This window comes from Pseudomonas sp. 2995-1 (genome assembly GCF_002742505.1).
In the GTDB taxonomy this organism is placed as follows: Bacteria; Pseudomonadota; Gammaproteobacteria; order Pseudomonadales; family Pseudomonadaceae; genus Aquipseudomonas; species Aquipseudomonas sivasensis.
In genome coordinates this window covers 181,166-204,601 of the sequence record NZ_LJSA01000196.1, presented here as the reverse complement: position 1 = coordinate 204,601, position 23,436 = coordinate 181,166, and the positions used below count along the sequence as shown (strand labels likewise).

The following is a 23,436-nucleotide window of genomic DNA, read 5'->3' as shown; positions in this document are numbered from 1 at the left end:
CCAGTCTGAAAAGTGCTTTCTTTCAATAGGTTACACATGAATCCTGACATCCCTCTTCAACTTCTGGGCGGCATCACGGCACGGGAATTCCTGCGCGACTACTGGCAGAAAAAACCACTGCTGATCCGTCAGGCCATCCCTGATTTCGAAAGCCCGATCGACGCCGACGAACTGGCCGGCCTGGCCTTGGAAGAAGAAGTCGAATCGCGCCTGGTGATCGAACACGGCGAGCGCCCGTGGGAACTGCGTCGCGGCCCGTTCGCCGAAGACGCCTTCGGCAGCCTGCCTGAGCGCGAGTGGACCCTGCTGGTGCAGGCGGTCGACCAGTTCGTTCCGGAAGTGGCCGAGCTGCTGGAGCAGTTCCGCTTTCTACCAAGCTGGCGCATCGACGATGTGATGATCAGCTTCGCCGCGCCTGGCGGCAGCGTTGGTCCGCACTTCGACAACTACGATGTGTTCCTGCTGCAAGCCCAAGGCAAGCGCAACTGGAAGATCGGCCAGATGTGCAACTCCGAAAGCCCGCTGCTGCAACACGCCGACCTGCGCATCCTCGCCGAATTCGAAGAAACCGCCGAATGGGTACTCGAACCGGGCGACATGCTCTATCTGCCGCCACGCCTGGCACACTTCGGCATCGCCGAAGACGACTGCATGACCTACTCGGTCGGCTTCCGTGCGCCGAGCGCCGCCGAAGTGCTCACGCACTTCACCGATTTCCTCGCCCAATACCTGACGGATGAAGAGCGCTACACCGACGCCGACGCGCAGCCGGTCAGCGACCCGCATCAGATCCAGCGCGACGCCCTCGACCGCCTCAAGAGCCTGCTGGCCGAGCATATGAGCGACGAACGCATGCTGCTGACCTGGTTTGGCCAGTTCATGACCGAACCGCGCTACCCAGAACTCGTCGCCGGCGAAGAGCTGGGCGAAGAAGACTTCATCAGCACCCTGCAAGACGGCGCGATTCTGGTACGCAACCCAAGCGCGCGCATGGCGTGGTCGGAAGTGGACGACGACGTGCTGCTGTTTGCCAGCGGCCAGAGCCGCTACCTGCCCGGCAAGCTGCGTGAACTGTTGAAACTGGTGTGCTCCGCCGATGCGCTGCACAGCGAAAACCTGGGTGAGTGGCTCGCCGACGAAGACGGCCGCGACCTGCTGTGCGAGCTGGTCAAGCAAGGCAGCCTGGGATTTGCCGATGAATAAAATTCACGTAAGTGTCGCGGACTGGCAAAAGGATATCGCCGAGATTCGGCGCATTCGTGAAGCGGTATTTATCGCTGAACAATCGGTTCCGCCCGAGTTGGAGTGGGACGCGGATGACGCTGGTGCGATGCACTTCCTGGCGTTCGAAGGCGACTTTCCAATTGGCACCGCTCGCCTGCTGCCCAGCGGCGAGATCGGCCGCGTATCGGTCCTCAAGGACTGGCGCGGCCTGAAGGTTGGCGACAAGCTGATGGAAGCGGTGATTGGCGTGGCCGAGCAACGCGGCCAGACCAAACAGTTCCTCAGCGCGCAGGTCTATGCAGCGCCATTTTATGAGCGGTTGGGCTTCAAGATCGTCAGCGATGAGTTCCTGGAAGTCGGGATTCCCCATGTTGATATGGTGCGTGGGGGCTGACGCCTGCTTAAGGGCTTGTCTGTGGTGAGCGGGCTTGCCCCGCGCTGGGCTGCTTAGCTGCCACAAAACCAAACGCCGCGTTCTTTCTGAAAGAACGCGGCGTTTTTTATAGGGGCCGCTACGCAGCCCAGCGCAGGGCAAGCCCGCTCACTACACGCCAGGCCGACAAACTGGCACTATCAAGCCTAAATGACTCGCAGAGATAACGGACATGTCCCTACGCACCCTGCTCACCGCCCTCCTCCTGGCCGTCAGTTGCTCGACAATAGCCGACACCGAAGTCGTCAACCTGAACAACCGCACCAGCGCCGATCTATTGCCGGTGGCGCAGAATTTCATCGGCAAGGACGGCACCGTCAGCGCCTACGGCAACCAGCTTATTGTTAACGCCGATCCCAGCAAGCTCCAGGACCTGCGCGCACTGATTGCACAACTGGACACACCGGCCAAGCGCCTGCTGATTACTGTAGACACCAACGAAAACAACCAACAGAACAGTGGCGATAGCCAAACCCGCATCATCAACTACGGCACTGCCAGTCGCGACGGCGGCATCCAGCAGATCCAGGCCAGCGAAGGCGTGCCCGCGCTGATCCAGGTTGGCCAGAGCGTGCCACTGACCACCACCCAACCAGACGCCTACGGCCGCCCGCAGAACCAGACCCAATACCGCAACGTCACCCAGGGCTTCTACGTCACTGCCAGCGTCACCGGCGAGACCGTGCATCTGGCGATCAGTACCAACCGTGACCGCATGAGCCAAGAACGTCCCGATGTAGTGAATGTACAAAGTACCGACACAACCGTCAGCGGGCGTCTTGGCGAATGGATCCCCCTGGCCGGCATCAACCGTGAAACCCAAGCCGATAAATCCTCTACAACCCGCAGCTACTCTACCCAGGGCCGTGATGACCTGACGTTGCGGGTCAAGGTCGACACCCTGAACTGAAGCACCAAAAACTGACTGATGAGTCGTATTAGACTAAAGATGTAGTGCTATAAAAAAAGCACTACAAAACATTTGACGATCCAAAAAAGCATGGGCATGATGGCCTCGCTCCCGCTAATCAGGGGCCCTGGCAAGGGCCTTCGGATCGTCGCTCTAAGCTACCCACCTGAGCCGATTCGTGTCTGTACCGCCCACAAGGTGTGTTTGACGAGGTTGCGACTGGAACGAAGTTGTCCCGAGGGACGGAAGCTAACCAGGTAACCCGGCAACATGCTGCAGAATACCCAAGGGCCCACGATGCCCGAAGACCGTTCTCGGCCAGCCTTTACCTGCCCCCTCTCGATCATCGTTCATCCCGTTGCCTTCCCCGTCGAACCTGACTTGACCACCTATGCTTCTGGTCAGCGAGCAGCCATACCCCGCAACGATTGCGCGGCTGGCAAATGGATCTTTCCACCTAGACCTATGCGACGAGGTTTTTCCCCATGGCACTGACACGCGAACAGCAAATTGCAGCCCTTGAAAAAGATTGGGCTGAAAACCCACGCTGGAAAGGCGTAACCCGCGCTTATTCCGCTGCTGACGTCGTCCGCCTGCGTGGCTCGGTTCAACCTGAGCACACCTTTGCAAAACTCGGCGCCGAGAAGCTGTGGAACCTGGTCACCCAAGGTGCCAAGCCTTCCTTCCGCCCCGACAAAGATTTCGTCAACTGCATGGGCGCCCTCACTGGCGGCCAAGCAGTCCAACAGGTAAAAGCCGGCATCCAGGCGATCTACCTGTCCGGCTGGCAAGTGGCAGCGGACAACAACTCCGCTGAATCCATGTACCCCGACCAATCGCTGTACCCGGTTGACTCCGTGCCAACCGTAGTCAAGCGCATCAACAACTCGTTCCGTCGTGCTGACCAGATCCAGTGGAAAGCTGGCAAAGGCCCAGGCGATGAAGGCTACATCGACTACTTCGCGCCAATCGTAGCTGACGCCGAAGCCGGCTTCGGCGGCGTACTGAACGCCTATGAGCTGATGAAGAGCATGATCGAAGCAGGCGCCGCGGGCGTTCACTTCGAAGACCAACTGGCTTCCGTGAAGAAATGCGGCCATATGGGCGGCAAGGTACTGGTTCCGACCCAAGAAGCTGTACAGAAGCTGACCGCTGCCCGTCTGGCGGCTGACGTTGCCGGCACACCGACCATCATCCTGGCCCGTACCGACGCCAACGCAGCAGACCTGCTGACCTCGGACTGCGACCCGTACGACCAGCCATTCGTTACCGGCGAACGCACTCAGGAAGGTTTCTACAAGGTACGCGCCGGCCTCGACCAGGCCATCGCCCGCGGTCTGGCCTACGCACCGTATGCCGACCTGATCTGGTGCGAAACCGCCAAGCCGGATCTGGACGAAGCGCGTCGTTTCGCCGAAGCGATCAAGAAGGAATACCCGGACCAACTGCTGTCCTACAACTGCTCGCCTTCTTTCAACTGGAAGAAGAACCTGGACGACGCGACCATCGCCAAGTTCCAGCGCGAACTGTCCGCCATGGGCTACAAGCACCAGTTCATCACCCTGGCCGGCATTCACAATATGTGGCACAGCATGTTCAACCTGGCGCACGACTACGCCCGCAACGACATGACCGCCTACGTGAAGCTGCAGGAGCAGGAATTCGCTGACGCCTCCAAAGGCTACACCTTTGTGGCGCACCAGCAGGAAGTGGGTACTGGCTACTTCGACGACATGACCACCGTGATCCAGGGCGGCACCTCGTCCGTGACCGCGCTGACCGGGTCGACTGAAGAAGAGCAGTTCCACTGATCGATGTGAGTACACAGCCACTGCGGACCCGTTAAAGAGCTAACCGCAGTGCTGCACGACAATCACGCCCCGACTGGTTCGGGGCGTTTTTTTGCCTGAGATATCTGCCCCGGGCCAATGAGAATCCAACTGTGGGAGGGGGCTTGCCCCCGATAACGGTGGATCAGCAACAGCGTTATTGACTGACACTCAGCCATCGAGGGCAAGCCCCCTCCCACAAGGGAACGCACGCAACCTGAAGATTTTGTATAAAACCTTGATCCAGAGCGGTATTCGCTGCGGATAAATCGGTTAAAAGATCCGCTCCGGCAACTTGCGCCAATCAAACAAGTAACGGCAACTTACCCCGCCACATGAGAAACAATCGCTTAAACCCCGCGCAAACAATATTCATTATCATTTAGACCATGAAAACTTCGTTACTGGTTAAACAAAACATAATTGATCAAATGCCCGCTAATCCCCGCCCCGCAAGGGCTACAGCCCCAAGAAGGTGCACTATGTCCTTATTCCATCGAATAATTTCGCTATAGGAATTTTACTTGCCCGGTGTTTAGCCATAAAATCACCGCGATTGACTGCGCTGCGACATATCGTCACTGCATCATTACTTTTTCGAGCTCAGAGACCTTTGCTCTCTGTTAAGGATTTCCAGCATGACCGAAGCGACAGGACTCATGGCCCACAACTGGGGCTTTGCCATTTTCCTCCTCGGTGTTGTCGGCCTTTGCGCCTTCATGCTCGGTGTTTCCAGCCTCCTCGGGTCAAAAGCCTGGGGCCGCAGCAAAAACGAACCGTTCGAGTCGGGCATGCTACCTACAGGTGGCGCCCGCCTGCGGCTCTCAGCCAAATTCTATCTGGTCGCGATGCTGTTCGTGATCTTCGATATCGAAGCCCTCTTTCTCTTTGCCTGGTCTGTGTCCGTCCGCGAAAGCGGCTGGACCGGATTCGTCGAAGCTCTCGTTTTCATAGCAATTCTGTTGGCAGGCCTTGTCTACCTATTTCGAGTGGGCGCCCTTGACTGGGCTCCGGAAGCTCGTCGTAAGCGGCAAGCGAAGCTGAAACAATGAGGCTTTGGCGATGCAATACAATCTCACCAGGATCGACCCGGATGCTCCTAACGAGCAGTACCCCATCGGCGAACGGGAAACCGTTTCCGATCCGTTAGAAGACCAAGTCCACAAAAACATCTACATGGGCAAACTCGAAGACGTGCTGAGTGGCGCGGTCAACTGGGGGCGTAAAAACTCCCTGTGGCCGTACAACTTCGGCCTTTCGTGCTGCTATGTGGAAATGACTACCGCCTTCACGGCCCCCCACGACATCGCGCGCTTTGGCGCCGAAGTTATCCGGGCATCACCGCGCCAGGCGGATTTCATGGTTATCGCCGGAACCTGCTTTATCAAGATGGCGCCGATCATTCAGCGTCTCTACGAGCAAATGCTCGAACCGAAGTGGGTTATCTCCATGGGTTCGTGCGCCAACTCCGGTGGCATGTACGACATCTACTCAGTGGTCCAAGGGGTGGATAAGTTCCTGCCCGTGGACGTCTACGTGCCTGGCTGCCCGCCCCGCCCTGAAGCATTTCTGCAAGGCTTGATGCTGTTGCAGGAATCGATTGGCAAGGAGCGTCGTCCGCTTTCCTGGGTCGTCGGCGATCAAGGCGTTTACCGCGCCGAGATGCCCTCGCAAAAGGAACAGCGCCGCGAACAGCGAATCGCAGTCACCAACCTGCGCAGCCCTGACGAAGTCTGATCCAGCCCGCTTCTTTTATAGAACGAACACCTGGCTTCATTCTTTACGTTGACCGAAAGCGATAAAAAACCATGACTACAGGCAGCGCTCTGTACATCCCGCCTTATAAGGCAGACGACCAGGATGTGGTCGTCGAACTCAATAACCGTTTTGGCCCTGACGCTTTCACCGCCCAGGCCACACGTACCGGTATGCCGGTGCTGTGGGTGGCGCGCGCCAAGCTCGTCGAAGTCCTGACCTTCCTGCGTAACTTGCCCAAGCCGTACGTCATGCTTTATGACCTGCATGGCGTGGACGAGCGTCTGCGCACCAAGCGCCAGGGCCTGCCAAGCGGTGCCGATTTCACGGTGTTCTACCATCTGATGTCGCTGGAACGTAACAGCGACGTGATGATCAAGGTTGCCCTCTCCGAGAGCGACCTGAGCGTCCCGACCGTAACCGGTATCTGGCCGAACGCCAGCTGGTACGAGCGTGAAGTGTGGGACATGTTCGGTATCGACTTCCCCGGCCACCCGCACCTGACGCGCATCATGATGCCGCCCACGTGGGAAGGTCACCCGCTGCGCAAGGACTTCCCTGCCCGCGCCACCGAATTCGACCCGTTCAGCCTCAACCTCGCCAAGCAACAGCTTGAAGAAGAGGCTGCGCGCTTCCGTCCGGAAGACTGGGGCATGAAACGCTCCGGCACCAACGAGGACTACATGTTCCTCAACCTGGGCCCGAACCACCCTTCGGCTCACGGTGCCTTCCGTATCATCCTGCAACTGGATGGCGAAGAAATCGTCGACTGCGTGCCGGACATCGGTTACCACCACCGTGGCGCCGAGAAGATGGCCGAGCGTCAGTCGTGGCACAGCTTCATCCCGTACACCGACCGTATCGACTACCTCGGCGGCGTGATGAACAACCTGCCGTACGTGCTCTCGGTCGAGAAGCTGGCCGGCATCAAGGTCCCGGACCGCGTCGACACCATCCGCATCATGATGGCCGAGTTCTTCCGGATCACCAGCCACCTGCTGTTCCTGGGTACCTATATCCAGGACGTCGGCGCCATGACCCCGGTGTTCTTCACATTCACCGACCGTCAGCGCGCCTACAAGGTCATCGAAGCCATCACCGGTTTCCGTCTGCACCCGGCCTGGTACCGCATCGGCGGCGTGGCCCACGACCTGCCGAATGGTTGGGAGCGCCTGGTCAAGGAGTTCATCGACTGGATGCCCAAGCGTCTGGACGAGTACCAAAAAGCCGCGCTCGATAACAGCATCCTCAAGGGCCGTACCATCGGCGTCGCCGCCTACAACACCAAAGAGGCCCTGGAATGGGGCGTCACCGGTGCAGGCCTGCGCTCGACTGGCTGCGACTTCGACCTGCGTAAAGCGCGCCCATACTCCGGCTACGAGAACTTCGAGTTCGAAGTGCCGGTGGCCGCCAATGGCGATGCCTACGACCGTTGCATCGTGCGCGTAGAAGAAATGCGCCAGAGCCTGAAGATCATCGAACAGTGCATGCGCAACATGCCGGCCGGCCCGTACAAGGCGGATCACCCGCTGACCACGCCGCCGCCGAAAGAACGCACGCTGCAGCACATCGAAACCCTGATCACGCACTTCCTGCAGGTTTCGTGGGGCCCGGTCATGCCGGCCAACGAATCCTTCCAGATGATCGAAGCGACCAAGGGTATCAACAGTTATTACCTGACGAGCGATGGCGGCACCATGAGCTACCGCACCCGGATTCGTACTCCAAGCTTCCCGCACTTGCAGCAGATCCCTTCGGTGATCAAAGGCGAGATGGTCGCGGACTTGATTGCGTACCTGGGTAGTATCGATTTCGTTATGGCCGACGTGGACCGCTAAGCATGAACAGCACGCTTATCCAGACAGACCGTTTCACCTTGAGTGAAACCGAGCGCTCGGCCATCGAGCACGAGCTGCATCACTACGAAGACCCGCGCGCGGCGTCGATCGAAGCCCTGAAGATCGTTCAGAAGGAACGTGGCTGGGTGCCGGACGGCGCCCTCTACGCCATCGGCGAGATTCTCGGCATCCCTGCCAGCGACGTTGAAGGCGTGGCTACGTTCTACAGCCAGATCTTCCGCCAACCGGTGGGCCGTCACATCATTCGCGTGTGCGACAGCATGGTCTGCTACATCGGTGGTCACGAATCCGTGGTCAGCGAGATCCAGAACAAACTGGGCATCGGCCTGGGCCAAACCACTCCGGACGGCCGCTTCACGCTGCTGCCGGTGTGCTGCCTGGGCAACTGCGACAAGGCGCCGGCGTTGATGATCGACGACGACACATTCGGTGACGTGCAGCCTGCTGGCGTGACCCAATTGCTTGAGGGCTACCCATGACCCTTACATCTTTCGGCCCCGCCAACCTGATCAAGCGTTCGCCTGAGACCCATCCTCTCACCTGGCGCCTGCGTGACGATGCCGAGCCGGTATGGCTCGACGAGTACCAGGCCAAGAACGGCTACGCCGCTGCGCGCAAAGCCTTTGCCGACATGGCCCAGGACGACATCGTCCAGACCGTGAAAGACGCCGGCCTCAAAGGCCGCGGCGGTGCAGGCTTCCCCACGGGCGTGAAGTGGGGCCTGATGCCCAAGGACGAGTCCATCAACATCCGCTACCTGCTGTGCAACGCGGATGAAATGGAGCCGAACACCTGGAAAGACCGCATGCTGATGGAGCAACTGCCCCATTTGCTGATCGAAGGCATGCTGATCAGTGCCCGCGCGCTAAAAACCTACCGTGGCTATATCTTCCTGCGTGGCGAATACACCACCGCCGCCAAGCACCTCAACCGTGCCGTGGAAGAAGCCAAGGCTGCTGGCCTGTTGGGCAAGAACATCCTGGGTTCCGGCTTTGATTTCGAACTGTTCGTGCACACCGGCGCCGGGCGTTACATCTGCGGTGAAGAAACCGCACTGATCAACTCCCTCGAAGGGCGCCGCGCCAACCCGCGCTCCAAGCCCCCCTTCCCCGCCGCCGTGGGCGTATGGGGCAAGCCGACCTGCGTCAACAACGTTGAGACCCTGTGCAACGTGCCGGCGATCATCGCCGACGGCGTGGACTGGTACAAATCGTTGGCCCGTGAAGGCAGCGAAGACATGGGCACCAAGCTCATGGGCTTCTCCGGCAAGGTCAAGAATCCTGGCTTGTGGGAGCTGCCATTCGGCGTTACCGCACGCGAGCTTTTCGAGGACTACGCCGGCGGCATGCGCGACGGCTACACCTTGAAGGCCTGGCAGCCAGGCGGCGCTGGTACCGGTTTCCTGTTGCCCGAGCACCTCGACGCACAAATGTATGCCGGCGGCATCGGCAAGGTGGGCACCCGGATGGGTACTGGCCTGGCGATGGCGGTGGACAACACCGTGAACATGGTCTCGCTGCTGCGCAACATGGAGCAGTTCTTTGCCCGTGAATCCTGTGGCTTCTGCACCCCATGCCGCGACGGTCTGCCGTGGAGCGTCAAGCTGCTGATGGCCCTGGAAAATGGCGAAGGCCGTGAGGGTGACATCGAGACCCTGTTGGGTCTGGTCGGTTTCCTCGGCCCAGGCAAGACCTTCTGTGCTCACGCACCGGGCGCCGTGGAGCCATTGGGCAGCGCAATCAAATACTTCCGCTCGGAGTTCGAAGCCGGTATTGCGCCTACCAGCGCCGCCGTCCCGCCTCTGGCAAGGCCGATCGTAGTCGGCGCGTAACGCTTTAAAAGGCGAAGGGTCCGTGCCCTTCGTCTTCTCATGGGCTGACGCCGTAAAGGCTGTGTTGATGCCCATGAATAACAAGATTCCATTAGCCACGCCCGCTGACAACGGGCCAACGAAGAACTTTGAACCATGGCCACTATCCACGTAGACGGCAAAGCGCTCGAAGTCGATGGGGCGGACAACCTGTTACAGGCATGTCTGTCACTAGGCCTCGACATCCCGTATTTCTGCTGGCACCCCGCACTCGGTAGCGTCGGTGCCTGTCGCCAGTGTGCGGTCAAGCAATACACCGACGAGAACGACACCCGTGGTCGTATCGTCATGTCCTGCATGACCCCAGCCACCGACAACACCTGGATCTCCATCGAAGATGAAGAATCCAAGGCGTTCCGCGCCAGCGTTGTCGAATGGCTGATGACCAACCACCCCCACGACTGCCCAGTCTGTGAGGAAGGCGGTCACTGCCACTTGCAAGACATGACGGTGATGACCGGCCACAACGAGCGCCGTTATCGCTTCACCAAGCGTACCCACCAGAACCAGGACCTCGGCCCGTTCATTTCCCACGAGATGAACCGCTGCATCGCCTGCTACCGGTGCGTACGTTTCTATAAAGACTACGCTGGCGGCACCGACCTTGGTGTCTTCGGCGCCCACGACAACGTGTACTTCGGTCGCGTTGAAGACGGCGTGCTCGAAAGCGAGTTCTCCGGCAACCTCACTGAGGTCTGCCCGACCGGTGTGTTCACCGACAAGACCCACTCCGAGCGCTACAACCGTAAGTGGGACATGCAATTCGCCCCGAGCATCTGCCATGGCTGCTCCAGCGGTTGCAACATTTCCCCGGGCGAACGCTACGGCGAACTGCGTCGTATCGAAAACCGCTTCAACGGTTCGGTCAACCAGTACTTCCTGTGCGACCGTGGCCGTTTCGGCTATGGCTACGTCAACCGCAAGGATCGCCCGCGCCAACCACTGCTGGCCGACGGCACTAAGCTGAGCCTGGACGACGCGCTGGATAAAGCCGCCGACCTGCTGCGCGGTCGTAATATCGTCGGTATCGGTTCGCCTCGCGCCAGCCTCGAAAGCAACTACGCGTTGCGCGAACTGGTCGGTGCCGAGCACTTCTACTCCGGCATCGAAGCTGGTGAGCTGGAACGCATCCGTCTGGTCCTGCAAGTGCTGAACGACAGCCCGCTGCCAGTGCCGAACATGCGCGACATCGAAGACCACGATGCCATCTTCGTGCTCGGTGAAGACCTGACCCAGACCGCCGCGCGTATCGCGCTGTCCCTGCGTCAGTCGGTCAAAGGCAAGGCTGAAGAGATGGCCGACGCCATGCGCGTACAGCCGTGGCTGGACGCTGCGGTGAAAAACATTGGCCAGCACGCGCTGAACCCGCTGTTTATCGCCAGCATCGCTGAAACCAAGCTCGACGACATCGCCGAAGAATGCGTCCACGCTGCACCGGACGACCTCGCCCGCATCGGTTTCGCCGTGGCCCACGCCCTGGACGCCAGCGCGCCTGCCGTCGAAGGCCTGGACACTGAAGCCGTCGAACTGGCCCAACGCATTGCCGACGCCCTGCTGGCAGCCAAGCGTCCATTGATCATTGCCGGTACCTCGCTGGGTTCCAAAGCATTGATCGAAGCCGCCGCCAACATCGCCAAGGCCTTAAAGCTGCGCGACAAGAACGGCTCCATCAGCCTGGTCGTGCCGGAAGCCAACAGCCTTGGCTTGGCCATGCTGGGTGGTGAGTCCCTGGACGCTGGCCTGCAAGCCGTGATCGACGGTAACGCCGACGCCATGGTGGTGCTGGAAAACGACCTGTACACACGCACCGACGCCGCCAAGGTTGACGCTGCACTGAACGCCGCCAAAGTTCTGATCGTGGCCGACCACCAGAAGACCGCCACCAGCGACCGCGCTCAGTTGGTATTGCCAGCGGCGAGCTTTGCCGAAGGCGACGGTACCCTGGTCAGCCAGGAAGGCCGCGCCCAGCGCTTCTTCCAGGTATTCGATCCGAAGTACATGGACGCCAGCATCCTGGTTCACGAAGGCTGGCGCTGGCTGCATGCCCTGCGCGCGACCCTGTTGAACCAGCCGATCGATTGGACCCAACTGGACCACGTGACCGCAGCCGTCGCCGGCAGCACACCGCAGCTTGCGCGTATCGTCGATGCCGCACCGTCCGCCGCGTTCCGCATCAAGGGCATGAAATTGGCCCGTGAACCGCTGCGTTACTCCGGTCGTACCGCCATGCGCGCCGACATCAGCGTGCACGAACCGCGTACCCCACAAGACAACGACACCGCGTTCGCCTTCTCCATGGAAGGTTACTCGGGGTCAGTCGAGCCGCGTCAGCAGGTGCCGTTTGCCTGGTCGCCGGGCTGGAACTCGCCGCAGGCCTGGAACAAGTTCCAGGACGAAGTCGGTGGTCACATCCGCGCTGGCGACCCAGGCACCCGCCTGATCGAAAGCACCGGTGACTCGCTGAACTGGTTCGCAGCAGTACCGCGCCCGTTCAACCCGGCCCAGGGCACTTGGCAAGTTGTGCCGTTCTTCCACCTGTTCGGCAGCGAAGAGAACTCTTCCAAGGCCGCGCCGGTGCAAAGCCGCATCCCAGAAGCGTACGTGTCCGTGGCCAAGTCCGAAGCCGACCGTCTCGGCGTCAACGACGGTGCCGTGCTCAGCCTGAACGTGGCCGGCCAGACTCTGCGTCTGCCGCTGCGTATCAACGAAGCGTTGGGCGCTGGCCTGGTTGCACTGCCTAAAGGCCTCGCCGGCATTCCGCCAGCGATCTTTGGCAAAACCGTTGACGGTCTGCAGGAGGCAGCGCAATGACCTGGTTCACCCCTGAAGTGATCGACGTGATCATCTCGGTCGTCAAGGCCATCGTGATCCTGTTGGCCGTGGTCGTTGCGGGCGCCCTGCTCAGCTTCGTCGAACGTCGCCTGCTGGGCTGGTGGCAGGACCGTTACGGTCCGAACCGCGTTGGCCCATTCGGCATGTTCCAGATCGCTGCCGACATGCTGAAAATGTTCTTCAAGGAAGACTGGACCCCACCGTTTGCCGACAAGGTGATCTTCACCCTGGCACCGGTCGTGGCCATGAGCGCCTTGCTGATTGCCTTCGCGATCATCCCGATCACCCCGACCTGGGGCGTGGCGGACCTGAACATCGGCTTGCTGTTCTTCTTCGCCATGGCCGGTCTGTCGGTCTACGCGGTGTTGTTCGCCGGTTGGTCGAGTAACAACAAGTTCGCCCTGCTGGGCAGCTTGCGTGCCTCGGCCCAGACCGTGTCCTACGAAGTGTTCATGGGCCTGGCGCTGATGGGCATCGTGGTGCAGGTCGGCTCGTTCAACATGCGCGACATCGTCGAGTACCAGGCGCAGAACCTGTGGTTCATCATTCCGCAGTTCTTCGGCTTCTGTACTTTCTTCATCGCTGGCGTCGCCGTGACTCACCGTCACCCGTTCGACCAGCCTGAAGCAGAACAGGAACTGGCCGACGGTTACCACATTGAATATGCCGGCATGAAATGGGGCATGTTCTTCGTCGGTGAATACATCGGCATCATCTTGATCTCTGCCCTGCTGGTGACGCTGTTCTTCGGCGGCTGGCACGGTCCGTTCGGCATCCTGCCGCAGTTGGCGTTCTTCTGGTTCTTCCTGAAGACCGTGTTCTTCATCATGTTGTTTATCCTGCTGCGCGCTTCCATTCCGCGTCCACGATACGACCAGGTGATGGATTTCAGCTGGCGCTTCTGCCTGCCACTGACCCTGATCAATTTGCTGGTGACTGCTGCCGTTGTGTTGTTGAACACGCCAGCGGCCGCGGTTCAGTGAGGATTTGACCCATGTTCAAATATATTGGCGACATCGTTAAGGGTACCGGTACCCAGTTGCGAAGCCTGGTGATGGTATTCGGTCACGGTTTCCGCAAACGCGACACCCTGCAATACCCAGAAGAAGCGGTGTACCTGCCGCCGCGCTATCGCGGCCGTATCGTGCTGACCCGCGACCCCGATGGCGAAGAGCGTTGTGTAGCCTGCAACCTGTGCGCCGTGGCGTGCCCGGTGGGTTGCATCTCCCTGCAGAAAGCTGAAACCGAAGACGGTCGCTGGTACCCGGACTTCTTCCGTATCAACTTCTCGCGCTGCATTTTCTGCGGCCTTTGCGAGGAAGCTTGCCCGACCACCGCAATCCAGCTGACACCGGATTTCGAGATGGCCGAGTTCAAACGTCAGGACCTGGTGTACGAGAAAGAAGATCTGCTGATCTCTGGTCCCGGTAAAAACCCTGATTACAACTTCTATCGTGTTGCAGGTATGGCCGTTGCCGGTAAGCCGAAAGGCGCCGCACAAAACGAAGCCGAGCCGATCAACGTGAAGAGCTTGCTGCCTTAAGGAAGAAAGATGGAATTCGCTTTCTATTTCGCATCGGGTATTGCAGTGGTGTCCACGCTTCGTGTGATCACCAACACTAACCCTGTGCACGCCCTGCTCTACCTGATCATTTCGCTGATCGCCGTGGCCATGACCTTCTTCAGCCTCGGCGCACCGTTCGCCGGTGTGCTCGAAGTGATCGCCTACGCCGGCGCCATCATGGTGCTGTTCGTGTTTGTGGTGATGATGCTCAACCTGGGGCCGGCTTCGGTCGCCCAGGAACGCGTCTGGCTCAAGCCCGGCATCTGGCTCGGCCCGGTTTTCCTCGCAGCGCTGCTGTTGGGTGAACTGCTGTATGTGCTGTTCGCTCACCAGAGCGGCCAGGCCATCGGCCACACCACCGTAGACGCGAAAGCCGTGGGCATCAGCCTGTTCGGCCCGTACCTGCTGGTGGTCGAACTGGCTTCGATGCTGCTGCTCGCGGCAGCCATCACCGCCTTCCACTTGGGCCGCAACGAAGCCAAGGAGCAATGACGATGCCTGCTATCCCTTTGGAGCATGGTCTGGCGGTCGCCGGCATCCTGTTCTGCCTTGGCCTGGTCGGCCTGATGGTTCGCCGTAACATTCTGTTCGTGTTGATGAGCCTGGAAATCATGATGAACGCTGCGGCACTGGCGTTCATCGTTGCAGGTGCACGTTGGGGCCAGCCCGATGGACAAGTCATGTTCATCCTGGTGATCAGCCTGGCAGCCGCCGAGGCCAGTATCGGCCTGGCGATCCTGCTGCAACTGTATCGTCGCTTCCACACGCTTGATATCGACGCTGCCAGTGAGATGCGCGGATGAACATGATCTTTCTGACTTTCGTATTTCCCCTGATCGGTTTCCTGCTGCTGTCGTTCTCCCGTGGACGCTGGTCGGAAAACCTCTCGGCCCTGATCGGCGTGGGTTCCATTGGCCTGTCGGCCATCGTGGCCGCCTACGTCATCTGGCAATTCAACGTAGCGCCGCCGGAAGGTGGTCACTACACCCTGGTGCTGTGGCAGTGGATGTCGGTGGAAGGCTTCAAGCCTAACTTCGCCCTCTACGTCGACGGCCTGTCGATCACCATGCTCGGCGTGGTCGTCGGCGTGGGCTTCCTGATCCACCTGTTCGCGTCCTGGTACATGCGCGGTGAAGCGGGCTACTCGCGCTTCTTCTCGTACACCAACCTGTTTATCGCCAGCATGCTGTTCCTGGTGCTCGGCGATAACCTGTTGTTCCTGTACTTCGGCTGGGAAGGCGTGGGCCTGTGCTCGTACCTGTTGATCGGTTTCTACTACAGCAACCGCAACAACGGTAACGCGGCACTCAAGGCATTTATCGTTACCCGCATCGGCGACGTGTTCATGGCCATCGGCCTGTTCATCCTGTTCCAACAGGTGGGCACGCTGAACATCCAGGAACTGCTGGTGCTGGCACCACAGAAATTCCAGGTCGGCGACTTCTGGATCACCCTGGCGACCCTGATGCTGCTGGGTGGCGCCGTGGGTAAATCCGCGCAACTGCCGCTGCAAACCTGGCTGGCGGATGCGATGGCCGGTCCTACCCCAGTGTCGGCACTGATCCACGCCGCTACGATGGTAACTGCGGGTGTCTACCTGATCGCCCGTACCCACGGCCTGTTCACCCTCGCGCCGGACATCCTGCACCTGGTGGGCATCGTCGGCGGCGTGACCCTGGTGCTGGCCGGCTTTGCCGCGCTGGTGCAGACCGACATCAAGCGTATCCTCGCCTACTCGACCATGAGCCAGATCGGCTACATGTTCCTGGCCCTGGGCGTTGGCGCCTGGGACGCGGCGATCTTCCACCTGATGACTCACGCTTTCTTCAAGGCCCTGCTGTTCCTTGCCTCTGGCGCGGTGATCGTTGCCTGCCACCACGAGCAGAACATCTTCAAGATGGGCGGCCTGTGGAAGAAACTGCCGCTGGCCTACGCCAGCTTCATCGTCGGTGGTGCAGCCCTGGCCGCACTGCCACTGGTGACCGCCGGTTTCTACTCGAAAGACGAAATCCTCTGGGAAGCCTTTGCCAGCGGTAACCAGAACCTGCTCTACGCAGGCCTGGTGGGTGCGTTCATGACCTCGCTGTACACCTTCCGCCTGATCTTCATCACGTTCCACGGTGAAGCCAAGACCGAAGCGCACGCAGGTCACGGCATCTCCCACTGGTTGCCACTGTCGGTGCTGATCGTGCTGTCGACCTTCGTCGGCGCCCTGATCACCCCGCCCCTGGCCGGTGTACTGCCGGAAAGCGCCGGCCATGCCGGTGGCGCCGCCAAGCACAGCCTGGAAATCGCCTCGGGTGCCATTGCCATCGCGGGTATCCTGCTGGCCGCGCTGTTGTTCCTCGGCAAGCGTCGCTTCGTGACGGCCGTGGCCAACAGTGGCATTGGCCGCTTCCTGTCGGCCTGGTGGTTCGCCGCCTGGGGCTTCGACTGGATCTACGACAAACTGTTCGTCAAGCCTTACCTGGCTATCAGCCATGTACTGCGCAAAGACCCGCTCGACCAGACCATCGGTTTGATCCCGCGCGCCGCCAAGGCCGGTCACACCGCCCTGAGCCGCAGCGAGACCGGCCAACTGCGTTGGTATGCAGCGTCCATGGCGGTCGGTGCCGTGCTGGTGATCGGCGCCATCGTTGTCGTGGCGGTCTGACCATGTCTATGTACATTGCGAACTTTGCAAACTTGCGAAAGGAAACGAGCCTGTCATGATTCTGCCCTGGCTAATCCTGATCCCCTTCATCGGCGGCCTGCTCTGCTGGATGGGTGAACGCTTCGGCGCCACCCTCCCCCGCTGGATTGCGTTGCTGACCATGTCCCTGGAACTCGCGCTCGGCCTCTGGCTGTGGGCCCACGGTGACTATTCATTCGCTCCGGCACCGGGTGTCGATCCGACTTTCGCGCTTGAATTCAAGCACGTGTGGATCCAGCGCTTCGGCATCAACGTGCACCTGGCCCTCGATGGCCTGTCGCTGTTGATGATCCTGCTGACCGGCCTGCTGGGTATCCTCTCGGTACTCTGCTCCTGGAAAGAGATCCAGCGTCACGTGGGCTTCTTCCACCTGAACCTGATGTGGATCCTGGGCGGCGTTGTCGGCGTGTTCCTCGCCCTCGACCTGTTCATGTTCTTCTTCTTCTGGGAAATGATGCTGGTGCCGATGTACTTCCTCATCGCGCTCTGGGGTCACAGTTCTTCGGACGGCAAGAAAACCCGGATCTACGCGGCGACCAAGTTCTTCATCTTCACCCAGGCTTCCGGCCTGATCATGTTGGTGGCGATCCTGGGTCTGGTACTGGTCAACTTCAACAGCACAGGCGTGATTACGTTCAACTACGCCGACCTGTTGAAAACCAAGATGTCCCTGACCACCGAGTACATCCTGATGCTGGGCTTCTTCATCGCGTTCGCGGTGAAGCTGCCGGTGGTGCCGTTCCACTCCTGGCTGCCTGACGCTCACGCCCAGGCACCGACCGCCGGTTCCGTTGACCTCGCCGGCATCCTGCTGAAAACCGCTGCCTATGGCCTGCTGCGTTTCGCGCTGCCGCTGTTCCCGAACGCCTCGGCGGAGTTCGCGCCGATTGCCATGACCCTGGGTCTGATCGGGATCTTCTACGGCGCGTTCCTGGCGTTCGCCCAAACCGACATCAAGCGTCTGATTGCCTTCTCGTCCGTTTCCCACATGGGCTTCGTACTGATCGGCATCTACTCCGGCAGCCAACTGGCGTTGCAAGGCGCAGTGATCCAGATGTTGGCGCACGGTGTTTCCGCCGCTGCACTCTTTATCCTGAGTGGCCAGTTGTACGAGCGCCTGCACACCCGTGACATGCGTGAGATGGGCGGCGTGTGGTCGCGCATCGCGTACCTGCCGGCAATCAGCCTGTTCTTTGCCGCTGCCTCGTTGGGCTTGCCGGGTACCGGCAACTTCATCGGCGAGTTCCTGATCCTGATGGGTGCCTTCGTGCAAACGCCTTGGATCAGCGCCATTGCTACTTCCGGCCTGGTATTCGGTTCGGTCTACTCGCTGATCATGATCCACCGCGCCTACTTCGGCCCGGCCAAGTCCGACACCGTCCTGAAAGGGATGGATGCTCGCGAACTGATCATGGTGCTCGGCCTTGCGGTGCTGCTGATCTACATCGGCGTGTACCCGCAACCGTTCCTGGACACTTCTGCCGCAACGATGCATGGCGTGCAGCAGTGGTTCGGCACCGCCTTCTCTCAACTCGCTTCGGCCCGGTAAGAGCGCTATGGAATTCACGATCCAACACTTTATCGCGCTTGCGCCGCTGCTGATTACCAGCCTCACCATCGTGGTGGTGATGCTGGCAATCGCCTGGCGCCGCAATCACTCACAAACGTTCCTGCTGTCCTGTGCCGGTTTGAACCTGGCTTTGCTGTCGATTATCCCGGCACTCAAGGTCGCGCCACTGGCGGTGACCCCGCTGATGATGGTCGATGACTTCGCGCTGCTGTATATCGCGCTGATCCTCGTCGCCACCCTCGCCTGCGTCACCCTCGCCCACGCCTACCTCGGCGAAGGCGGCACCGGCTACCCAGGCAACCGCGAAGAGCTGTACCTGCTGATCCTGCTGGCTGCGGCCGGCGGTATCGTGTTGGTCAGCGCACAGCACCTGGCCGGCTTGTTCATCGGCCTGGAACTGCTGTCGATCCCGACCTACGGCCTGGTGGCTTACGCCTTCTTCAACAAGCGTTCCCTGGAAGCCGGCATCAAGTACATGGTGCTGTCGGCGGCCGGTTCCGCGTTCCTGTTGTTCGGTATGGCCCTGCTCTACGCCGAAGCCGGCAGCCTGAGCTTCACCGGTATCGGCCACGCGCTGGCTGCCACCAACAGCCCGGCGCCGATTGCCCAACTGGGCCTGGCGATGATGCTGATCGGCCTGGCATTCAAGCTGTCGCTGGTGCCGTTCCACCTGTGGACCCCAGACGTGTACGAAGGCGCCCCGGCGCCGGTGGCTGCGTTCCTGGCTACCGCGTCCAAGGTTGCTGTGTTTGCCGTGATGGTGCGTCTGTTCCAGATCTCGCCTGCTGCCAATACCGGCGTGCTGAGCAACGTCCTGACCGTGATCGCCATCGCGTCGATCCTGTTCGGTAACCTGCTGGCCCTGACCCAGAACAACCTCAAGCGTCTGCTGGGTTACTCGTCCATCGCTCACTTCGGCTACCTGCTGATCGCCCTGGTGGCGAGCAAAGGCCTGGCCGTGGAAGCCATCGGCGTTTACCTGGTCACCTACGTGATCACCAGCCTCGGCGCCTTCGGTGTAATTACGCTGATGTCCTCGCCGTACAAAGGCCGTGACGCTGACGCCCTGTACGAGTATCGCGGCCTGTTCTGGCGCCGCCCGTACCTGACCGCCGTACTGACCGTGATGATGCTGTCCCTGGCCGGTATCCCGCTGACCGCGGGTTTCATCGGCAAGTTCTACATCGTCGCTACCGGTGTCGAAGCCCACGAGTGGTGGCTGGTTGCGTCCCTGGTACTGGGCAGCGCTATCGGCGTGTTCTACTACCTGCGCGTGATGGTCACCCTGTACCTGATCGAGCCAAACCTGCGCCGTGTGGATGCCGAGCTGCATTGGGAACAGAAGGCAGGCGGCGTGATGCTGCTGGCCATCGCCCTGCTCGCGTTCTTCCTGGGCGTGTACCCACAACCGTTGCTCACCCTGGTGCAGCACGCGGTACTGGGCGTTTGATCGCTTAGCGGGATGCAGTAAACAAAACGGCGCCTTCGGGCGCCGTTTTGCGTTTCTGGATGCCCTGCAACAGGGCGTTCACCTCACTCGTTCTGGGCCAAATCGCGGATGGCCCAAAATTGCATATCCAACCCAGGAAACCCGGCGGGTACATGGATCGCAAAACCGCTCGACTGGCTCAACAGTTGCCAATACTCGCTGCTGCGATCAAGTTCGAAATACGTGCAGCCCGCATAGAACGGCAATTGCCGTGGGGCTGCCGGCAAAGGCCGCAGGCCAACACCCGGCAGTTGCAGGTTGACCAGGTCGCGGATTTTCTCCATCGAGCCGATCTTGACCTGGGAGGGGAAACTGCTGCGCACGCTGTCGGCCGCCATTTGAGCCTGAACCACCAGGATGAAGGTGGCCGAGGCCAGTAACGCCCGGTCCGGCAGCACGGCCACACGGATGCCGTATTGGCGCTCTTCCAAGGGAATAGCGATGGCCCGCGTATCCATCACGGTCGAGAGCATCCGACGGAGTTCAAGCATCACCGGAGCAAACGTCTCTGCCAGGGCCGTATGGCGATACACCGGGTAGGCAGGCGTGCGCTTATCGTCGCGGCTAAACGTTGCCAGCTCACCGGCCAGGGCCGAGAGGTCGCGATACAGTTGCTCGGGATGCAGGCCGCTCATGGTCGATAAATGGCGCATCAGCGGCAGGCTGCGATTGAGCACCTGCAGCTGCAGGACATCGGCAATGTCCGCTGCACCACTGCCATCGAGCCGGGCCACGCGTGAGGCCGTGGCTTCACCCCGCTGCTGCACCAGCCCTGCGACCTCATCGACCATTGCCTTGAGGCATTCGGCCGCCCGGATATCCAGACAGGGCGGGCAGTAGCCGCGATCAAGCACCACACAGTTGTCGGCGCGCTTTTCCACCACGTGGGCGATACCCAGTGAGGTGTAGGCATCGGCCACGTCGCCCTCAAAGGCCAGACGCACGCGCAATTTGCCGACACTCATCAGCGCACTGCTGTCCAGTCCATTGCTGTCCCAGACTTCGTATTCAGCGCTGCGAAGTCTGGCGAAATTTTCGATACTGGGGTTGTCGTCAACCTCCGGGATCCCGGGACGTAAGCTCGGTAACGCCAACACCACGGTCAGGTCGCGCGCATCATCGGGGATGGTCAGGGGGGGAGGCATTTCATCATCGAATGGCAGGCCGACAGGCGTTCCATCCGGGAATATACCGCTGTATGAAAGCAACGATACCTTGCCCAGAGCCAGTTGCTGCGGGTCAATGTCCAACGCCGAAAAGCCCCAGCCATACGCACGCAACGCCGTGACCCGTGCCTCCAGCTGGGTTTGCAGGAAACGGTCATGTTGTTGCAGATGCTGAGGCTGCAACAACATGCCTTCGGACCAAACCACTTTGTGTTTCCAGGACATTAAGTTCTTCCAATATGGGCAACGGTAGAAGCAGACAGAGCCGACAACGGCTTACTTGCCATCGTCGGCCTCCTTGGGCGGCAGCGGCACACCCGCAGGCCCGGTGGCCGCCGCCAATGCCGCGGCGGTGGCAGCGGTTGCGGCCTGAGGCAAGGGCACAGGCATGGCCGAAGCGAGAATCGAACCTGGAGAAAAGGTCATAAAGGCCCCACCGACCTTCAAGGTGATGCTCGCGCCGGCTTCGATCACCACGTTCGCCCCGCCCTTGATATGCACATCGGTACCGGCGGTAATACCCGTCTTCATGGCGCCCTCGATAATCATCTCGCTGCCGGCGCTCATCGACACCGCACCGCTGGTTTTTTCATTGCGGTTGCCGTCCACAGAGGAATGACGATCACCGCCGACCTTCTCGCGCAGGTCCTGGTCGATTCTGGAGTGACGGTCGCCGCCTATCCAGTCCAGGGCATCCTTGAGCACTCGCTGGTCGAAGTTTTTCTGGGCGTGCAGGAACACCTGCTCCGAACCCTTCTTGTCCTCGAAGCGCAGTTCGTTGTAGCCACCACCGCCCTTTGAAGAATGGGTCTTGAGGATCGAGCGGGTGGCATTTTCTGGCAGTGCATAGGGCGGCAGCGATTCCGCGTTATAGACGCTGCCGGTGACCAACGGCTGGTCGGGGTCGCCGTCGAGAAAGCTGACCACCACTTCCTGGCCGATACGCGGGATATGCAGGCTGCCCCAACGCTTGCCGGCCCAGCCCTGGGCTACTCGGACCCAACATGAGCTGTTTTCGTCGCCCTTGCCCTCGCGGTCCCAGTGGAACTGCACCTTGATCCGTCCGTATTTGTCGGTCCAGATGTCTTCGCCCTGTTTGCCCACCACCTTGGCGGTCTGCGGACCGTGCATCCGTGGCTTGGGCGATACGCAAGGTGCTCGAAATGGCTGCTGGTGCGGCATGGCCACGAACTCGCAAGTCAGCACGGGCGCGGGCTCGGTCGGTGGCGTCGGCTCATAGGTGTCTAACGACAACGTGTAACGCGCTTCCAGCAGCAAACACTGCGCGTTCTGTTCGCTGCGCGGGTGCTCGACCAAGGTCATCAACGCTCCAGGAAACAGACCCCGGGCACGGGTAGCACCGCTGATCCGACTGGCGCCGGTCTGCAGCGATTCAATCAAGGTGCGGGCATAGGTTTCGCCCTGTTTGCGCTCGGTGTATCGACCCGGATAGTCGTAACGTTCGTGACGAGACTGCGGGTAGTCACCAGGCATGGCCGACTTGACCATCAGATTGACGCTGGGCTTTTCGAAGTCGAAGTCCTTCAGGGTATAGCCGCCCGGCGCCACCTCGCCGCTCATGTGCCAGGCGTAGATCACCTCGCTTTCGCGCAGGGCGTGATCCTGGGACGGCATGTAGCGCAGTTGGGCATAGCCCGGCGCCGGCGAATGCGCGCCGCAGGAATCGGCAAGTACCAAGGTATGACGGCCAGCAGCGCTTTTGAAGAAGTAGTAGATACCTTCCTGCTCCATCAGCCGGCTGACAAAGTTGAAATCGCTCTCGCGGTATTGCACGCAATAGTTAAGTGCCGTGTAGTCCGCACTCAGGCCCGAGGTGTCGACATCGGCAATGCTGTAAGGCGCGAACACCTGGTTGAGGATCTGCGGCACGCTCAGGCCCTGGAAAATACGGCAGTCGCTGGCCAGTGTCAGGAACCACAACCACGGCCTCAACACCGCTTTGCACGTGGTATAGCGCCCTTGACGACCGGTTATGGAGAAGTGGCTCACATGCCCGCTGAAGTAACGACTACCGCCCCTGGGCACGTCCACCGCAATGCTCATCGGCGTAGCGAGCAAGTCGTTGATGTCCAGGTCGGCGCGTTCGCTGTACAGCTCCACCTCGTATTCACTGAGACGAGACAGCCCCTCGAATGCCTGCATGCTGCGAAACAGCAGCACATCGTCGCCGAGCACACTGCTGACCTGAATGTCACGATGCATTTGACTGGTTGCCATAGGGA

Annotated in this window: 19 protein-coding genes; 17 read left to right on the top strand and 2 right to left on the bottom strand. The window is 60.3% G+C overall.

The annotated features are described in order from the left end of the window. The first annotated feature begins 36 nt into the window (after positions 1-36). From AOA61_RS02110 to nuoN, 17 genes are all read left to right on the top strand, one after another. The gene (locus AOA61_RS02110; protein WP_032889686.1) at positions 37-1,203 is read left to right on the top strand and encodes a cupin domain-containing protein; all 1,167 of its coding nucleotides are present in this window, start codon (positions 37-39) and stop codon (positions 1,201-1,203) included. Further along, positions 1,196-1,618, top strand: a complete 423-nt coding sequence (locus AOA61_RS02105; protein ID WP_032889687.1) for a GNAT family N-acetyltransferase — start codon at positions 1,196-1,198, stop codon at positions 1,616-1,618. The genes AOA61_RS02110 and AOA61_RS02105 overlap by 8 nt, the downstream gene beginning before the upstream one ends. Before the next feature lie 211 nt (positions 1,619-1,829). After that, positions 1,830-2,567, top strand: a complete 738-nt coding sequence (locus AOA61_RS02100; RefSeq protein WP_099601021.1) for a secretin N-terminal domain-containing protein — start codon at positions 1,830-1,832, stop codon at positions 2,565-2,567. Between the two features lie 485 nt (positions 2,568-3,052). After that, positions 3,053-4,378: an isocitrate lyase gene (aceA, locus tag AOA61_RS02090; RefSeq protein WP_010458877.1), complete on the top strand. Its 1,326-nt coding sequence runs from the start codon at positions 3,053-3,055 to the stop codon at positions 4,376-4,378. Positions 4,379-5,034: 656 nt separating this feature from the next. Then, on the top strand, positions 5,035-5,448 hold the full coding sequence (locus AOA61_RS02085; RefSeq protein ID WP_003219575.1) for an NADH-quinone oxidoreductase subunit A: 414 nt from the start codon (positions 5,035-5,037) through the stop codon (positions 5,446-5,448). Between the two features lie 10 nt (positions 5,449-5,458). Continuing rightward, complete coding sequence (locus AOA61_RS02080) at positions 5,459-6,133, top strand: NADH-quinone oxidoreductase subunit B family protein (protein ID WP_003174719.1); 675 nt, start codon at positions 5,459-5,461, stop codon at positions 6,131-6,133. A 71-nt stretch (positions 6,134-6,204) separates the two neighbouring features. Further along, entirely contained in the window at positions 6,205-7,989 is a 1,785-nt protein-coding gene (gene nuoC, locus AOA61_RS02075; RefSeq protein ID WP_095184439.1) for an NADH-quinone oxidoreductase subunit C/D, read from the top strand. Positions 7,990-7,991: 2 nt separating this feature from the next. Beyond that, a complete protein-coding gene (gene nuoE, locus AOA61_RS02070; RefSeq protein WP_003174721.1) occupies positions 7,992-8,489 on the top strand; it encodes an NADH-quinone oxidoreductase subunit NuoE in 498 nt (165 codons plus the stop codon). Next, positions 8,486-9,841 carry an NADH-quinone oxidoreductase subunit NuoF gene (nuoF, locus tag AOA61_RS02065; protein WP_003174722.1) on the top strand — a complete coding sequence of 452 codons (1,356 nt, stop codon included), beginning with the start codon at positions 8,486-8,488 and terminating at the stop codon, positions 9,839-9,841. The genes nuoE and nuoF overlap by 4 nt, the downstream gene beginning before the upstream one ends. Before the next feature lie 135 nt (positions 9,842-9,976). Further along, positions 9,977-12,691, top strand: coding sequence for an NADH-quinone oxidoreductase subunit NuoG (gene nuoG / locus AOA61_RS02060; RefSeq protein ID WP_032889693.1), 2,715 nt, complete (start codon positions 9,977-9,979; stop codon positions 12,689-12,691). Continuing rightward, positions 12,688-13,695, top strand: a complete 1,008-nt coding sequence (nuoH, locus tag AOA61_RS02055; protein ID WP_099601018.1) for an NADH-quinone oxidoreductase subunit NuoH — start codon at positions 12,688-12,690, stop codon at positions 13,693-13,695. The genes nuoG and nuoH overlap by 4 nt, the downstream gene beginning before the upstream one ends. Before the next feature lie 11 nt (positions 13,696-13,706). Next, on the top strand, positions 13,707-14,255 hold the full coding sequence (nuoI, locus tag AOA61_RS02050; protein ID WP_003174725.1) for an NADH-quinone oxidoreductase subunit NuoI: 549 nt from the start codon (positions 13,707-13,709) through the stop codon (positions 14,253-14,255). A gap of 9 nt (positions 14,256-14,264) precedes the next feature. Further along, entirely contained in the window at positions 14,265-14,768 is a 504-nt protein-coding gene (nuoJ, locus tag AOA61_RS02045; protein WP_099601016.1) for an NADH-quinone oxidoreductase subunit J, read from the top strand. Between the two features lie 2 nt (positions 14,769-14,770). Then, entirely contained in the window at positions 14,771-15,079 is a 309-nt protein-coding gene (nuoK, locus tag AOA61_RS02040; protein WP_003174727.1) for an NADH-quinone oxidoreductase subunit NuoK, read from the top strand. Beyond that, the gene (gene nuoL, locus AOA61_RS02035; protein WP_099601015.1) at positions 15,076-16,929 is read left to right on the top strand and encodes an NADH-quinone oxidoreductase subunit L; all 1,854 of its coding nucleotides are present in this window, start codon (positions 15,076-15,078) and stop codon (positions 16,927-16,929) included. The genes nuoK and nuoL overlap by 4 nt, the downstream gene beginning before the upstream one ends. Before the next feature lie 55 nt (positions 16,930-16,984). Further along, complete coding sequence (gene nuoM / locus AOA61_RS02030; RefSeq protein ID WP_017527174.1) at positions 16,985-18,517, top strand: NADH-quinone oxidoreductase subunit M; 1,533 nt, start codon at positions 16,985-16,987, stop codon at positions 18,515-18,517. 7 nt (positions 18,518-18,524) lie between these two features. Next, positions 18,525-19,988 (top strand): NADH-quinone oxidoreductase subunit NuoN, encoded by a 1,464-nt coding sequence (gene nuoN, locus AOA61_RS02025; RefSeq protein ID WP_003174731.1) that lies wholly within the window; start codon positions 18,525-18,527, stop codon positions 19,986-19,988. An 83-nt stretch (positions 19,989-20,071) separates the two neighbouring features. On the opposite strand, the gene tssK is transcribed toward nuoN, so the two are convergent. Both tssK and AOA61_RS02015 read right to left on the bottom strand, forming a co-directional pair. Next, positions 20,072-21,418 (bottom strand): type VI secretion system baseplate subunit TssK, encoded by a 1,347-nt coding sequence (gene tssK / locus AOA61_RS02020; RefSeq protein ID WP_095184437.1) that lies wholly within the window; start codon positions 21,416-21,418, stop codon positions 20,072-20,074. Between the two features lie 51 nt (positions 21,419-21,469). Further along, positions 21,470-23,431 carry a type VI secretion system Vgr family protein gene (locus tag AOA61_RS02015; RefSeq protein WP_099601014.1) on the bottom strand — a complete coding sequence of 654 codons (1,962 nt, stop codon included), beginning with the start codon at positions 23,429-23,431 and terminating at the stop codon, positions 21,470-21,472. Between the last annotated feature and the right edge of the window lie 5 nt (positions 23,432-23,436).